Source organism: Alteromonas sp. MTD1, assembly GCF_042848195.1.
GTDB lineage: Bacteria > Pseudomonadota > Gammaproteobacteria > Enterobacterales > Alteromonadaceae > Alteromonas.
In genome coordinates, this window is record NZ_BTGG01000002.1 from 118,132 (window position 1) to 133,882 (window position 15,751).

The 15,751-nt window shown below is 44.3% G+C and carries 14 protein-coding genes; 11 read left to right on the plus strand and 3 right to left on the minus strand.

Annotated features, from left to right (window positions below; translation table 11 throughout):
* The first annotated feature begins 3 nt into the window (after positions 1-3).
* Positions 4-1,569 carry a sugar porter family MFS transporter gene (locus ACGHAV_RS03150; protein WP_390376324.1) on the plus strand — a complete coding sequence of 522 codons (1,566 nt, stop codon included), beginning with the start codon at positions 4-6 and terminating at the stop codon, positions 1,567-1,569.
* Positions 1,570-1,621: 52 nt separating this feature from the next.
* Here ACGHAV_RS03150 and ACGHAV_RS03155 read toward each other — a convergent pair whose 3' ends face one another.
* The gene (locus ACGHAV_RS03155; protein ID WP_390376327.1) at positions 1,622-3,214 is read right to left on the minus strand and encodes a S8 family serine peptidase; all 1,593 of its coding nucleotides are present in this window, start codon (positions 3,212-3,214) and stop codon (positions 1,622-1,624) included.
* A 373-nt stretch (positions 3,215-3,587) separates the two neighbouring features.
* Between ACGHAV_RS03155 and ACGHAV_RS03160 the strand changes: the two genes are divergently transcribed.
* Together ACGHAV_RS03160 and ACGHAV_RS03165 are read left to right on the plus strand one after the other, a co-directional pair.
* On the plus strand, positions 3,588-4,013 hold the full coding sequence (locus tag ACGHAV_RS03160; RefSeq protein WP_390376330.1) for a hypothetical protein: 426 nt from the start codon (positions 3,588-3,590) through the stop codon (positions 4,011-4,013).
* 58 nt (positions 4,014-4,071) lie between these two features.
* On the plus strand, positions 4,072-6,147 hold the full coding sequence (locus ACGHAV_RS03165; protein WP_390376333.1) for a TonB-dependent receptor: 2,076 nt from the start codon (positions 4,072-4,074) through the stop codon (positions 6,145-6,147).
* A 59-nt stretch (positions 6,148-6,206) separates the two neighbouring features.
* On the opposite strand, the gene ACGHAV_RS03170 is transcribed toward ACGHAV_RS03165, so the two are convergent.
* The gene (locus ACGHAV_RS03170; RefSeq protein ID WP_390376985.1) at positions 6,207-6,968 is read right to left on the minus strand and encodes a sulfite exporter TauE/SafE family protein; all 762 of its coding nucleotides are present in this window, start codon (positions 6,966-6,968) and stop codon (positions 6,207-6,209) included.
* Positions 6,969-7,133: 165 nt separating this feature from the next.
* Between ACGHAV_RS03170 and ACGHAV_RS03175 the strand changes: the two genes are divergently transcribed.
* From ACGHAV_RS03175 to ACGHAV_RS03200, 6 genes are all read left to right on the plus strand, one after another.
* A complete protein-coding gene (locus ACGHAV_RS03175; RefSeq protein ID WP_390376335.1) occupies positions 7,134-7,574 on the plus strand; it encodes a hypothetical protein in 441 nt (146 codons plus the stop codon).
* Positions 7,575-7,721: 147 nt separating this feature from the next.
* The gene (locus ACGHAV_RS03180) at positions 7,722-7,898 is read left to right on the plus strand and encodes a hypothetical protein (protein ID WP_390376338.1); all 177 of its coding nucleotides are present in this window, start codon (positions 7,722-7,724) and stop codon (positions 7,896-7,898) included.
* Between the two features lie 247 nt (positions 7,899-8,145).
* Positions 8,146-8,856 (plus strand): hydrolase, encoded by a 711-nt coding sequence (locus ACGHAV_RS03185; protein ID WP_334013918.1) that lies wholly within the window; start codon positions 8,146-8,148, stop codon positions 8,854-8,856.
* Between the two features lie 69 nt (positions 8,857-8,925).
* Complete coding sequence (locus tag ACGHAV_RS03190; RefSeq protein ID WP_390376341.1) at positions 8,926-9,285, plus strand: c-type cytochrome; 360 nt, start codon at positions 8,926-8,928, stop codon at positions 9,283-9,285.
* Positions 9,285-11,045 (plus strand): amidohydrolase, encoded by a 1,761-nt coding sequence (locus ACGHAV_RS03195; protein ID WP_390376344.1) that lies wholly within the window; start codon positions 9,285-9,287, stop codon positions 11,043-11,045. Before ACGHAV_RS03190 ends, ACGHAV_RS03195 begins: the two co-directional genes overlap by 1 nt.
* 12 nt (positions 11,046-11,057) lie before the next feature.
* Positions 11,058-11,909: a pirin family protein gene (locus ACGHAV_RS03200; protein ID WP_390376347.1), complete on the plus strand. Its 852-nt coding sequence runs from the start codon at positions 11,058-11,060 to the stop codon at positions 11,907-11,909.
* Between the two features lie 167 nt (positions 11,910-12,076).
* On the opposite strand, the gene ACGHAV_RS03205 is transcribed toward ACGHAV_RS03200, so the two are convergent.
* Entirely contained in the window at positions 12,077-14,515 is a 2,439-nt protein-coding gene (locus ACGHAV_RS03205) for a TonB-dependent receptor (protein ID WP_390376350.1), read from the minus strand.
* 129 nt (positions 14,516-14,644) lie between these two features.
* Here ACGHAV_RS03205 and ACGHAV_RS03210 point away from each other — a divergent pair, with 129 nt between their 5' ends.
* Both ACGHAV_RS03210 and ACGHAV_RS03215 read left to right on the plus strand, forming a co-directional pair.
* Positions 14,645-15,211, plus strand: a complete 567-nt coding sequence (locus ACGHAV_RS03210) for a DUF2796 domain-containing protein (protein ID WP_390376353.1) — start codon at positions 14,645-14,647, stop codon at positions 15,209-15,211.
* A gap of 68 nt (positions 15,212-15,279) precedes the next feature.
* Positions 15,280-15,738, plus strand: coding sequence for a MerC domain-containing protein (locus ACGHAV_RS03215; protein WP_390376356.1), 459 nt, complete (start codon positions 15,280-15,282; stop codon positions 15,736-15,738).
* Positions 15,739-15,751 lie beyond the last annotated feature (13 nt).

The following is a 15,751-nucleotide window of genomic DNA, read 5'->3' on the forward strand; positions in this document are numbered from 1 at the left end:
AATATGAATAAAACCTTTCCACCTTCGCTGTACTATACCCTTATTGTCTCATTGGGAGGCTTTATATTCGGGTTCGATGCCAGCGTAATATCGGGTGCAATAGGCTTTATTGATACTGAATTTGGTTTAAGTGATTGGCAACAGGGCATTGTTGTTAGCTCTCCAACGCTAGGTGCACTTATCGCGATGATTTTTGCTGGCGCCATAAGCGATGCTATCGGTAGGCGCAAAGCACTTATTATTATTGCCGCGCTTTATGTTGTTTCCGCAGTGTGCTCTGCACTTGCTCCTTCTTTTGAGCTGCTAGTGTTAGCAAGGTTTATTGGTGGCATCGCATTTTGCTCGCTCATTATCGCGCCTATGTACATATCAGAGATAAGCGCTCCAGAAAATCGCGGAAAAATGGTCTCGGTTAACCAGCTCAATATTGTTTTGGGCTTTGCGATTTCCTACTTCACCAATTATTACTTATTACAGCTGAGCTACAGTGACGCTGACTGGATAATGCAGCTAGGTATTAGCACACAAACTTGGCGCTACATGCTTGGCCTTGAGGTGCTTCCAGCCTTACTGTGGCTTGGGTTATTGCTAACCGTCCCACGCAGCCCTCGCTGGTTAATGCTCAAAGGAAAACACGACGAAGCAAAGCAAGTTATTGCTATCTTGTTTGATGAAAATCAGGCACAGGCTCAGCTTAACGACATTGAGTCGTCATTATCTGAAAAGTCTTGGTCTACAAAAGAGCGCTTCGGCTTTCTGGCAGCAAAGGCCATGCGCTTCCCTTTGATGATTGGCGTTATTCTTGCCATCGCCCAACAAATCACAGGTATTAACGTTATCTTTTTCTACGCACCTACCATTTTTGAACAAAGCGGTGTAGGTACCAATGCGGCTTTCATGCAAGCAGTATGGATTGGTATTGCTAACGTGGTTTTTACCATTGTGGCCATGGCTACCATAGACAGATGGGGACGCAAACCTCTTCTTATTGTTGGCTTATGTGGCGTTATTATCAGCATGGCGATATGTGCGTATGGGTTTAACAATGCAACCTATACACTTACCAATGAAACTGTTGTAGCAGCAACGCAAAACATGGAAGGCGTAGCTGAGAAAATTGCTAGCATGGTGAATCAAACGTATTACTCCGATGTTTCATTCAAACAGGCGCTACTAAGTGCACTTTCGCAACAAGAGTATGATGCACTTCAGCAGACTTTTTTAAGCGGCAGTATTAGCATGAATGCACTTTTGGTACTGTTTGGTATCATAGCGTTTGTAGCGTCTTTCGCAGTGTCACTTGGCCCGGTTATGTGGGCTATGCTTGCAGAAATTTACCCCAACCAAACGCGCGGCCTTGCCATATCGTTAGTGGGTGTTGTTAACGCGCTAACCAGCTTTGTTGTACAGCTGGTATTTCCTTGGGAACTAATGAATTTTGGCGCTGCCATCACCTTTGCACTGTATGGCGCATTCGCAGTCATCAGTTTATTTCTAGTGGTAAGGTACTTCCCAGAAACAAAGGGAAGAACATTAGAAGAGATTTCACTGTCTTTAGCGTCTAGATAATAACGAGAAAAAAGCGTTTAGCATTTTGCTAAACGCTTTTCCCACATCCATTTTATTCGTATTTGTAATTCAGCGTAACGCCGTTGTAAGCATCATAGCCTCTAACGCCAATATGCCATGTACCCGCTTCTGGATTAGTGAAGGTACACACTTCATTATTGCCATAACGGTATGGACGACAATCCCACCGATTGGTCTGAGTTTGAGCGCCAAAGTTAAGGTATAGATCTGCGTCACCGTTACCGCCTTCAATAGTTACTCTCAATACTGTTGCCGTCGCTGGTACATCGACTTCAAAACGCTTCCAACTGCCACGTGAACCACTAAGGTTTGTTACGGTCTCGTCTAACGAGGCATTCTCTTCTACTGGTGGTTCTGGCTCAGGTGTAGGTTCTATAACAGGCTCTTCAGGTAATGCAGGCGCTTCACATCCCTCATTAGCAAGCGTAGCAAGTGCGTCTGTAATTTGAATAAGACCATGACCATAGTTAATGTCGTAACCTGGAGCGCCTAAATCTTTTGCACTGCTGGCCATAACACTTCTTATTTCTTCTCCTGTGCACTGTGGATAGAAGCTCCATACCAATGCCATAGCGCCAGCTACATGCGGTGATGCCATTGAAGTACCACTCAGTGACGCATAGCGTGATGACGGATAGGTAGAAAGCACTGAGGAACCAGGCGCAGATAGCTCTACTTGGTCGTTAAACTGTGAATAACTCGCAACCGTTTCACTGCTATCCAATGCTGCAACCGATACTACTGCATCGTATGATGCCGGATAAGATTTATCGCTGTTACCGTCGTTACCTGCCGCAGCAACCAGTATCATGCCGTCGTCGACGAACTGCTGCATAGCATTAGCCTCAGACTGAGATGAACCACTGCCACCTAGGCTCATATTAACAACATCAGACCCTGCTTGTTTACACTGGTCAATACCATCAATCAGATCAGACGCAAATGTCCATTGCCCCAAATCATTGAAAATTTTTACGATATGCATGTTTACACCAGGGTAAACACCAATTACACCTTCTTGGTTATCCAACGCTGCAATTGTACCGGCAACGTGAGTACCGTGGCCATTACCGTCGCGATTCCAACTGCCCACGGCGAAGTTATTTGATTCGCCTGTTAAGCCATCGTTTTGGGTTGGTAAATCGGGATGACCTAAATTATATCCGGTATCAATAACACAAACGCGTTTGGCTTGTGTGTCGGCCTGATTTACTTGATCGGCCTGTACCATCGGAATGCCATAAGGGGTCGTTTGCGCTTTCAGGTAACGCTTTACATCAAGTTCAACGCTTTCTACCAATGGGTGGTTCAGAATTGCATTGAACGCTTGTTTGTCTAATGAGATTGCAATGAGCCCATGTTTATCAAGTACTTTATTAACCGTACCGCCTAAGGACGCTGTTAAAGTGTTTGCTACATTTTCAAGTGACGAGTGTGTAAGAGCAGAAGTTTTAACCTCTACAAGGTACCTGTCGGTTGGTGTGTTACTTGGTGCGATAATCCCGGGTAAATCTTCTGTTTGGAAATGCCTAGGAAGGCCAAGTGCGTTTGATGTTGCAGATACGCCCAATGCAGACATTACGGCACCAAAAACAAGAGTTTTGCTAGATTTCATTTTCAACATGGTACAACCTATTTTGTTTTTTCATCGCATTGCGATGCTTGGTATAGGTGCTTAGCAGTTAGTTTTATCATCCATTGTGTACAAAATACTGCTTAGCGACTTTACGCTGTAAGCTTACATTTACACTTCAAAAATACTTACAAACCGTAAACACAGACTGCGTATTGTCGCGTGAAAAGAAAATAGGTAGTTACCCTTAGTTACTGATATCGCAAACTAGGGTTCATTTGTTTTTTATGTTGTCGACATTGCCTTGCATGTCGCGCTTTGTGGTGAAATATACGAAACGCCCAACTGCGGCGAAAAATAATAATTAGCCATAACATCAAAGCTATGTTTATTATTAGGGAATAACTCACAGCCGCGACATGGAATGATCCGACACATCATCACAACACTGCTTTGCTTGAGCCTCATATTTCAAAATGCTTTGGCATTTGGACTGGCTTCTTTTTCGATGCAGCAAGCTCAAGCCTTCACTGATGATGATATCGAGTTGATCTGTACTGGTACGCACATGCGCTACATCTCAGTAAGTGCTTCTGAGCTTGAGGGTAGGTTTGTTTTTATTAGTCCAGACTTTGAAGATGGATTCGAAAGTCCACCGCCACACAATGTTGATTGTATCAATAGTACGTTAGCTGATATTCCCCAACCTATTACACTTACCGCGGACCTTACGCTTGTAACGAGAGAACTTCGTCATCAAGCTCTGTTGACACGTATTGCACAGCGTCCCTACACTGCATTTGCGTATGCCGCACCTCATGGCCGCGCCCCGCCTCATAACATTCTGTAAATAAAATCGTATCGCACAATTTTTACGTGCCTCTTTTTTAGTATTTTTTGGAACTGTTATGAAAAAAACTGTTGTTGCAACAGCATTGTCTGCTGCGCTTTCTACTTTGTTATTACCAAACTTAGCATCGGCTACTGAAGTTATCACTGTTATCGGCTCCCCTATAACGCTTACCGAGCAAGCTACTATTGTACCTACCACTAACACACAAGCTGATTTTGGCGACCAGCTAGTGCGCCTCCCAGGTTTGTCTATTTCCAGAAACGGCCCGGTTACCGCGCTGATTCAATATCGTGGGCTATTTGGTGACCGCGTAGGCGTATCTATCGATGGTGTCGATATTAATGGCGCGGGGCCAAATGCAATGGACTCTCCATTATCGCATGTCCTACCCGAACCAGGACTTACGGCAACACTATACAGAGGAGTTGTCCCCGTAAGCGCAGGTATTCAAACGCTCGGTGGCAAATTGAATATTCAGTCAGACGCAGCTGGCCTCTTTTCTATGGCTAACGGTTTTCAAGGTAATATAAATACCAGTTTCACAACTCCCGGTAGTGCACAGCAGGTTCAAGGCAATGCGTTTTACGCCTCTGACAATGGATTTATAAGCGGTGCTTTTATGCATCAACAGCGTGAAAAGCGCGAGTCTGGCAATGATTTGGAAATACCTAACAGCAATTACCTACGTAATGACGCGAAACTGCGGGCGGGGTACGAGTTAGGCAAACATCAATTCGATGTGAGTTATCAAACGCTAAACACGAATGAAAGCGGCACACCAGCACTTGCGATGGATATCAAATTTATTGACGCAGCATGGTATCGACTTGGCTATCGGTTCAGTCAAACAGACGATCGCGTTTTATCAATAAGCGTATTTGGCAATGACAACCAGCACATTATGGATAATTTTACTCAGCGCATGCCAATGACCCCAGCTATGGCAAGACAAAACGATACCGATTCTGTGGCTCAGGGAATAAGTGCCACTTACGTTCAACCTTTTATGTCTGGCGCACTAACACTCGGTGTTGACGTACAACATCACAGAAATAACTCCGTTATCACTAATCCGAACAATGCCATGTTTTTCGTAAATAATTTCACAAATGTAGAGCGTGACACGGGTAGTGTGTTTGCACAGTGGGATATCGCATCATCAACTTATGAAAGTACGTTGGGTATCCGCGCCACCCGTGTTGAAACTGATGCAGGCCTTGCTGGCTCAAATATGGTAATGATGAACGATGCCATCGCTACACTAGTAAATACTTTCAACAGTGCAGATCGCAGTCAAAGCGACAACATGATTGATATTGCAGCTACCACGGCATATCACTTTACTGAGTACACTAACATCGTGCTGGGCATTTCACAGAAAAATAGAGCGCCAACGTACTTCGAGCGATATACATGGCTGCCGTTGGGAATAACGGGCGGTATGGCAGACGGGTTTAATTATATTGGCAGACTTGATTTAACCCATGAGACAGCAAGACAGTTTGAAATTGGACTGGACATGTCATTTAACAATTGGACTGTTTCCCCTCGCTTGTTTTATCAGGATATTGAAGACTACATTACCGGTAACCCCAGTCAGAATATGGCAGCAAACATGGTGTCCACGATGATGTCAGGAAGAACGCCATTTCAATGGACCAATACCGATGCCGTAATAGAGGGTGCAGACATTACCGTCAATGGTGAAATTACTCGTTCGCTCAGCCTAAATATGGTTGCAAGCTTTCAACATGGAAAGCGAGACGACATTGATGATGCATTATTCAGAATCGCGCCTGAACAATTGATTACTCGCGTTCAGTGGGCATCTACACTGTTTAATTCACCCGCGTTTTTTCACTTAACGTCTGAACTTGCAGGGCGACAAAGCCATGTATCCATGTTGCAAAGTGAGCGTGGAACAGGCGGCTATGGGTTAGTGCATTTAAGCGCACTGTGGCAATTAACGCCTGCCATGCAAGTTACGGTAAGTGCTAATAATGTATTCGATAAACACTACACACCGCATACGGGTGGCGTTAATAGAGTGATGAATACCTCAGTTGCAGTAGGTGATCGTTTACCAGGCGCAGGGCAAGAATGGCAAATGTCATTCAGCTATCAATTTTAAATGAGTAGCATACATTGTTTGCCCTTTCATAAAGGGCAAACAATGGTTAGCTACCCAATCTACATACTTTGAAAAGCCTGCCATAACAGCCTAAAAGCAAGTAAGGTCACTACCAGCTTGAAAGCCAGCATGAATTTTTGTGTTGGAACACGCTTTAACACTTTCAAACCAACGTAAGTGCCTAACGCTCCGCTTAGTACCATTGCGACAATCAACCCAGCCCATTGCACAAACGAGAACCCAACAAACGTAAACACAAAGGCTTTTAACCCATGTTGAAGCGTCATGCAGCTAGCAAAAGTGCCAGTAATTTGCATTTTGCTGTAGTTGTTCCGATGAACGAAAGCAGCAACCAACGGCCCAGTAGCACCTACGAACATCGATACTAATGTAGTAACAAAACCGGCCATAACCCGTCCTGCGGGCTTCATTTCTTGGGCTTTGGGTTTACTTCCCCAAACCAAAAATAAAATAAACGCCGCCACGGCGAATTGAATAAACACAAGCGGCAGCTGCACTACAACAAATGATGCGAGAAAGGCCCCAATTACTGCACCTAAAGCAAAAAATTTGAGCATATTCCTGTCTATATGCTTAAGTGTCATCACAGCTCGATTGCCATTCGAGCCTAGCTGAACAAGCCCGTGAACAGGGATTAACGCCGCAACTGGAAGGCTTCCGGCCATAACTGCCAAAAGTAGTACACCGCCGCCAATACCAACCGTTGCTGTCATTAACGACGTGAAGAAAGAAGCCACAATAAGAACCAGCACTACTGAGGGAGCAACGGCTTCATTTGCCGTTAATAACGTTTCCAACATATCCAATTAACACTTCCCCTACAAATGTGACAATTTGGGATCGTTTAGATTATAAAAACTAATCCTAAACAAAAATAATACTCAATTGCTTAAGCTGAGCACATGGTTAAAATGCGCACAACTTTTGATGCTTTTTTGATTAACACTTACCCTACAGGAATGGTCATGTTTAAATTTTTATTACCGCTTTTTGCTGTTACTGCAATTACATCTACTGCGAATGCTTTCGAGTTTGAGCCAAGCGACAACTCCGAATTTACAAAGGCTTGCGTTGCAGCAGCAGAATCTAACAGCTCACTTGAAGACGTACTTCGCCAAAACAACATTCGCACAATCAGCCAAGACCAAGTACTGTGCAACGAAACACCAATTGCTGATTTCGCACGTGCTTACAAAAAAGCAGAGAAAAGCAATACAAATATTAATGCAATTTTCGAAGAAGGGACTCAGTCTTTCGAAAGCAAACTATGCATTGCAGCTGCTACATCTAACGTTGAGTTCACGAAAGCTAAACTAGCAACTAACGTTAACCCATCTGAAGTAGCTTGTAACGGTATGGCACTTGCAAAATTCGCTAAGCAGTACAACAAAGCATTTAATGGCTAAGTTTATATTGCTTTGCAAAAAGGGCGCTTTAGCGCCCTTTTTTAATTTTTTTAATAATTAAACGCTTAACCAAACTTGATAGAAAGGAATGATCGCACCCCATTTTGCATACGTTTAAGCCTAATACCGTTGCTCTGGTGTATTTGTATGTCTACAGCTCCCTATTTAGATAAAGCGTTAGCAACGCTACTTAATGAAGATAGCACCGAAAGTGCCAAAGATATTGCTAAAGAAGTACTAACCAACGGTGGTTTAACTGAAAAAGACATTCAGGACTGCATAAAGCAGCGTACTGTTTTTGTTGTCTATATCTTTGAAGCTTAGACCCAAACATTTGTTTCCACTACCCGCTCTAATTGCTGGCTATAACCAAGCGTCGTCATCTCTGCTGAGTTCGCTCAGCGCTCTAACACTCCCTTAGTTAATCAACACCTTTACTCTTTAATCATTCATTCTAATTTATAGAACAAATAGAGTCTCTTTTACGCATTTTAAACAAAACAAATAGAACATAAGATTATTTCCAAGGTTTACGAAGTACCTCAATCTCTTTAACCAATAGGAAAGCACTATGTTCAATTTCAAAAAATCAATGGCAACACTTGTAACGGGCTTATCACTACTTGCTCCATCTGTTCACGCAGGCGAACCAGCATCTAGCCTACTTACTCCAGATAACCACACAGTTATTTTAATCGACCATCAGCCTCAGATGGCCTTTGCTACTCGCTCTCACTCTATAGAAGATGTGCGCAACAACGTTACCGGCTTAGCTAAATCAGCGAAAGCGTTTAACGTACCTACTATTTTAACGACGGTTGCAGAAAAATCATTTAGCGGCCCTCTGTTCCCTGAGTTAAAAGCGGTGTTTCCAGAACAACGACCTATCGACCGCACAACCATGAATACATGGGAAGACAAGCGGGTAACAGACAAAGTTAAAAGCTTCAAAAAGAACAAGATTGTTATCGCTGCATTGTGGACTGAAGTGTGTGGCGTAGGCCCAGTATTATCAGCCATTGAAGAAGGTTACGAAGTGTATTTCGTTACTGATGCATCTGGCGGCGTCTCGAAAGAAGCACATGATATGGCGGTTCAACGCATGATACAAGCCGGCGCACAGCCAATAACGTGGTTGCAATACCTACTTGAACTACAACGTGACTGGGCTCGCACTGACACCTACGTAGATGTAACTGACATTGCAAAAGAACACGCAGGTGGTTATGGCCTAGGTCTTATCTACGCTACTGAAATGTTTAACGCCAAAGAAGGCCAGTAAACCTTACGCTAACAAAACGCTTTGCGGCAGCAATTAAAAGGCTGCCGCTTTCAAAGTAAGGAGCATGTGATGAAAGCGACCACTCTATTTTTCATATTCTGTAACTTAACGGTTTTGGCCACTGCCAGTGCCAGTGTAGAGAATACACAATACGCCCAAGGGCAGGCGCTTTCACAATACTGTATGGGCTGTCACGGCGAAACGGGCATTTCTACTATCGAAAGCAATCCCAACTTAGCAGGACAAAACAAAAAGTATTTAGTGTATGCGTTAAAAGCCTATAGAGATGGTAAACGCAAAGGCGGGATGGCTAGCATCATGCGTCCCAATGCGTCGGGTTTAAGCGATGCTGACATCAATGCGCTTGCCACTTACTTTTCATCACAAGCAGGCAAACAGGCACAGCCTTTAACTTCTAAGGAAAAGTAATGATTAAAACTCTTCTTACTGCCATAACGGCAACAACGTCATTGTTCAGTGCAGCACTAATGGCCGCTCCTGAGCTTATCGTTGTTAACGCTAACATCACCGATTTTCATGGTAACCACTATTCTGCTGTAAGTGTTGATGATGGCGTGTTTAGCCAGTTTTCAAATAACGCAGATGCCCTGCTAACCGAAGCCGACGACAACACCATCATAATTGATGCCAAGGGCAAGCGGCTCATTCCTGGTATTAATGACTCACACCTTCACGTTACACGGGGTGGCAGATTTTATAATTTAGAAACCCGTTGGGAAGGTATCACCACGTTAGAACAAGGCCTTCAAATGATTAAAGAGCAGGCTGAACGAACGCCTGAAGGGCAGTGGGTACGAGTGGTTGGCGGTTTCAGCCCATACCAATTTAAAGAAAAGCGTTTGCCTACCCCACAAGAGCTAACCGCTATCGCACCGAACACGCCAGTTTTTGTGCTACACCTTTATTCTGGTGCAGTGCTCAATCAAAAAGCGTTGGAAGTATTGGGTATTACGCGTGAAACCCAAGCTCCAGAGGGCAGTGTGATTGAACGAGACGCAAACGGTACTCCTACTGGTGTTTTGCTGGCACAGCCAAACCCAATGATTTTGTATAAAACTATTGCGGCTTTGCCTCAAATGGATGCAGAAGCGCAGTTAAATTCTAGCCGCCAGTTTTATCGTAAATTACTGAGCCTTGGTGTAACCAGTGTAGTTGATGCAGGAGGTGGCGGTCACAGTTTCCCAGATGATTACATTGCTAGCGAAACCTTAGCGAAGCAAGGCGAGTTACCTTTGCGTGTATCAAACTATCTTTTTCCGCAGGTTCCCGCTAATGAAATGCTACATTTTATGCAGTGGATGCATAAATTTGAGGCCAACGAGAACCATCATTCGCACTTAGACAATGGCTATGTGATAGAAGGTGGCGGTGAATTACTTACCTACAAAGCATCAGATTATGAAAACTTTCGTGCCCCGCGCCCTGAACTTCCAAGTGAAGCCGAGCACGCTTTAGAAGAGGTCATTCGTCTTCATCTTCTTGAAGAATGGCCGTTCAGATTACACGCTACTTATGATGAATCGATAACTCGAATACTCAATGTTTTGGAAAAGATTAATAAAACACAGCGTGTAGATAGTGTACGTTGGATAATTGATCACGCTGAAACTATTACCCAAAGCAATATAAAGCGCGTTAAAGTATTGGGCGGTGCTATTGCGGTGCAAGGTCGTATGGCATTTGCAGGCGAAGACTTTGTTTCACGCTATGGCAAAACACAAGCTTCCCGTACACCACCTATTCACGCTATGTTAGAAGCGGGCATCACAGTGGGCTTAGGCACTGATGGCACTCGGGTTTCAAGCTTTAACCCTTGGGCCACCTATTACTGGGCGGTAACAGGTAAAACGATTGGGCAGTTTGATATTGGTAGTAAGCCCATTAGCCGTTTAAAAGCTCTCAAGCTTTTTACTCAAGGTAGTGCTGCATTGTCGGGGGAAGAAAATGTGAAAGGGCAATTAGCCCCCGGGTTTTATGCTGACTTTGCTATTCTTAATCACGACATATTGAATGTTAACGAAGATGCATTGCTTAACACTCAATCTCAGCTTACCGTTGTAGGTGGTAAGGTTGTATTTGCAGATAAAGACGAATTTACGCGTTTACATAAGGCACCAATAAAAGCGATACCTTCGTGGTCGCCGGTTAATTTCACTGAACAACGCTAAGCGAGTTTACCCATGGCAAAATTGATTACATCACATAAAAAAGATTTAGGCGGTTTCTCGGTTAGCCGAATCATTCCTCATATTGAAGCAAGAAGCATAGGGCCTTTTGTTTTTGTTGACCACATGGGGCCCGCGCACTTTCCGGCTGGCAGCGGGATTAACGTAAGACCCCACCCGCATATTGGGTTAGCCACCATTAGCTATTTGATGGAAGGCAGTATGCTTCACCGCGACAGTTTAGGCACTATTCAAGAAATTCAGCCAGGCGATGTAAATTGGATGACAGCAGGTAAAGGTATTGTGCATTCGGAAAGGGAAACCATAGAAACACGCGGCAGCGACCACGTGTTAAACGGCCTTCAGTGCTGGATTGCGCTACCGGAAGAGAAAGCCGATATGGAGCCCAGCTTTATTCACGTCAATAAAGCTCAACTACCCTATATTCATCGTGAAAAGGTGCTAATGCGCTTAATTGCAGGTGAGGCTTACGGTTATACCTCACCGGTAAAAACCTATTCGCCTATGTTTTATCTAGACGTCATAACTGAAGCGGGCGCCGAAATAGAACGTCCTTGCGGCACGTCGCAAACTGCTTGCTATGTTATTTCAGGAAGTGTGGAAATGGGTGATAGTACTTTTGAAGCTGGCGAATTTGTTTTGCTTGATGACGAAAGTCATATTACCACCTTACAAAATAGCCGTTACTTTTTACTGGGCGGTTACGCGCTGCCGAAACAACCTATTTTGAAATGGAACTTTCTTGCTTATTCAAAAGAGAAAATTGAAGAAGCTGAAGCGCGTTGGAAGAATGGACAGTTTCCTACCATTCCGGGCGATGATCGCGAGTTTATTCCGCTGCCCTAATACAAAAAAGGTCGCCTACATGGGGACCTTTTTCTTTATACAATCAACGATTAATCGTGATTGTGATCACCGTCGTGATCATCATCCGGTGCTTCTAAAGGCGGAAGCTATACAATGGTCGTCTCTGCATCACCACAACCAACCAGAATAAGGGCGCTCGTTACAACTTAGAAATAGCCACGAACACCAAACGCTAGGTTTCTTCCAGGGCGCGGCGCAATGTCTTTAAGAAATGAAGTGTGAACACGTGCTTCTTGGTCAGTTAAGTTTTTACCACTTAAGTAAACCGATAAATCTACGTCACCTAATGGCACGTCGTAAGTTACAGTGGCATCGACCAGCGTGTAACCATCGGTTTCGGTCTCGAAAGACGAGATGTCGTCTTGCTTCGCGAAATGGGTAACTTCAAGGTCAGCACGAACATTATCTAGGGTGTACTGAATGTGTGTACCAACACGCATTGGCGACGTACGAGGTAGCGCCCCGCCATCTTTAAGACGCGCTTTAACGTAATCTGCAAATGCATCCACTTTAAGTGTTTCAGTAGCTTGCCAACCAATTTGAAACTCAAATCCATGCAAAATAGCATCAGCTGAACGGAATAGATAAACCGGCAGCTCATCGCTGTGTTCGTCGCCATGATCATGCTCGTCGCCATGACTGTGCTCTTCACCGTGAGAATGGTCGTGGCCACTTTCGGCAAACAAGCCTGTTCCATCTTGGTAATAGTAGTTATCTACTTGGTTGTAGAATGCGTTGAATACAAAGCCCACATCGCCCTGAGTTTTTCTGAACGTAAGGTCAATGTTGTTAGCCGTTTCTAGGTCGATAGGCTGCTCAGAAAGCACGAACTCGCCTTCTTCAGACAAATCAAACAGCGCACCAATTTCATGGGTACGTGTACCAATGTGTGGGCCAAAAGACAGAAGCTCTTGCGCTGACGGTGCTCGCTGTGAACGCGATAATGAAATGCCTACGTTGTAGTTATCATTAATTGTGTAAACCGCACCTGCTGACAATGATACTGGCGTGAACTCTTGCTCGGTAGTGAACTGACGAATTAGCTCGCTTTCGCTGTGGTCGTGGTCGTCGTCATGGTCATGCTCATCGTTATGGCCTTCTTCATCATGGTCGTGGTCTTGGTCTTGGTCTTGGTCTTGGTCATCGTGGTGCTCATGCGCGTCTAGCTCAGGAAGTAACACACTTGCTGCGTCAAGCGTTACACGCTCTACTCTTCCACCAAGCTGAACTAGCAGGTCGCCGAAATGACGTTCTTCCATAAGCGCAAGTGCGAACATTTCCATTTCAGAAGGTGGTGTGAAAGCCTCTTCACCCTGCGCAAAAACATCTCTGCCCTTGTAGTGAATGCTCAGGCCACCTTCCCACCCCATAAAGGGCTGGTGAAGTACTTCTAAACGGAGCTCTTCAGTTTCGTTGCTGAATTCCGTACCGGCAAAATTACCTTCAATTTCGACGTGCTCATAATCGGTAACGCCTGCTCGAACGTGAACACTTTGAATGTACTCACCACGCACGTCATATTCACCAAGCAGTTGAACACGGGTTTGCTCAAGGTCTGCAAAAACAGAGTCTACGCCGCCATGACTATGACCAGGAATACCGTATTCACGATTAAACTGTTCTACGGCTACCCCAACGTAGCCTTTATCAAACAAATAGCTGGTGCCAAGGGTAAAGCCGTTAGATTCTTCACCACTGTTTTCAACTTTTCGTTCGCCGTCAGGATCGTCAATATCTGGGGCAACTGGTGTTTCATAATCGTTGGCATCACGATAAAAACCATCAAAGTACACGCCAATATTATCTGTGCCAGTGGTCATATTAAATGTAGCTAGCTTTTGATCGTTGACGCTTTGCGACTCAACAAGAAACTCGCCACGAGTCTCTGAAGATGTAGATACACGCTGGTCTACAACGTTTACTACACCACCAATAGCACCGCTTCCGAAGAACAATGTTGCTGGGCCACGAAGTACTTCAATTTGCTGTGCTGTAGACGCTTCACCCGCTACCGCATGGTCTGGACCAACACGCGACACATCACTTACATCCAACCCGTTTTGTGTAATCAGCACACGAGGACCACTTAGACCGCGAATTACTGGCGTACTGGCAACGTTACCGTGGAAGTTCGTTTGAACACCAGGTAGCTTTTCAAGGGTGTCACCTAATGTTGCGGCTTGCTGGCGCCTTAGGTTTTCGCCCGACAATACACTAACTGGTGTTGCTGATTCCATTACCGATAGGTGCATAGGCGTTGCATGCACATCAATCACTTCAATGGCACTGTTTGCCAGTACAAAGCGCGACATTGTATCTGACGCGTTGTCTACCTGAGTTTCTTTGTGTAAATGCGCAAAACCCGGTGCGAAAATATGTAGGTCGTAATTGCCCGCAGACAGGTCAGAAAATACAAATTCGCCTTTCTCGTTTGTTGAAACAGAGCGCTTTAAACGCTCAATTTCTACCGTAGCCTCTGCAACTGGTTTTCCCTGAGTATTTGTCACAATACCCTTCAAGGTTTGCGCCATTAGCGACGCTGGCAATAACAGCGATATGCCTACTGCCACCTGAGTAAGTTTCATTAATACAGCCTCTGCAAATAAATGTGATAATATAACAATTGCCAATTATGTTATGTTACAATATAACAATTAAGCAAGTATTGAGTGAAAATCATTTGCAATAAGTAAAGTTTTTAGAGAAGGGTGACGATGACTATTTTTCGCTTAATTGCCGTTATGGCCCTATTTTCTGCACCATCTTATGCTGCTGTGCATCAGCATGGAGTTGGTACGCTTCAGGTTTTGCAGGCGGGTAAGGATTGGCAGTTTGTTTTGCAACTTCCTGCGTCTGATGTACTAGGTTTCGAGCATACACCACAAACCGAAGCACAACTTTCAGCCGTTGCCGCTTCCAGAAATACATTCGACGATTTCCATGCTCTATTTACTCTCGATAAAAAATGTTCAGTTGTAGAGACGGTGGTAGAAGTGCCTACAATTTTTACCGCCGCCGCAACACGTGAGCATGAGCATAAACATGAACATGAACATGAACATGAACATGAACATGAACATGAAGAACATAGTCATGAAAACGATAAACATGAAGATTTTCGTGCTGCCTATTTACTTAAGTGTGCAAACGGCATCAACAAAGCAACATTTAATGGCTTTGCGATATGGCAAGCGCTACATACGGTGAATGCGCATTGGGTAACAATGAATCAACAAAGCGCTGTAAAGTTATCAGGTAATCAGGCTGTTATCAGATTTTAAGCAGTACGCTAAGGCTTATTTCTCTTTTAACCTTTAAACCCGAAATCATATCTTAAAGAGGAGCGACAATGTCACTCGTAACCTATCAAAATAGCACTGGTAAAACACAAATCATGTCCGACCGATTGGCCATGGTGCTGTCGTCACTTTGTATTTTGCATTGTATTGCTACCCCTTTATTACTGGTAGCTGTGCCCTCTCTAGCCGCATATAGCATTTTTAGCGGCGAAACCCTTCATCATGCGCTTTTATTCTTTATCTTACCTGTTGGTCTTCTCGCTCTCACTCTGGGTTTTCGTCATCACAAACAAGCATGGGTATTAAGCATGGGCATCATTGGCCTAGTTCTGTTGTGCTCACCAATGTTACTTGAAAGCCCACTTATGGCACCTTTGCACATAGACCTGCACGACTTAGGCGAAAACAGCGAAACCTATATCACCATTGTTGCTTCCATTTTTGTGGTTATCGCTCACACCGCAAATTATCGACTGCGTCAAACCAACACGTCATATACGCAGGCATAATAAAGGGCACGCC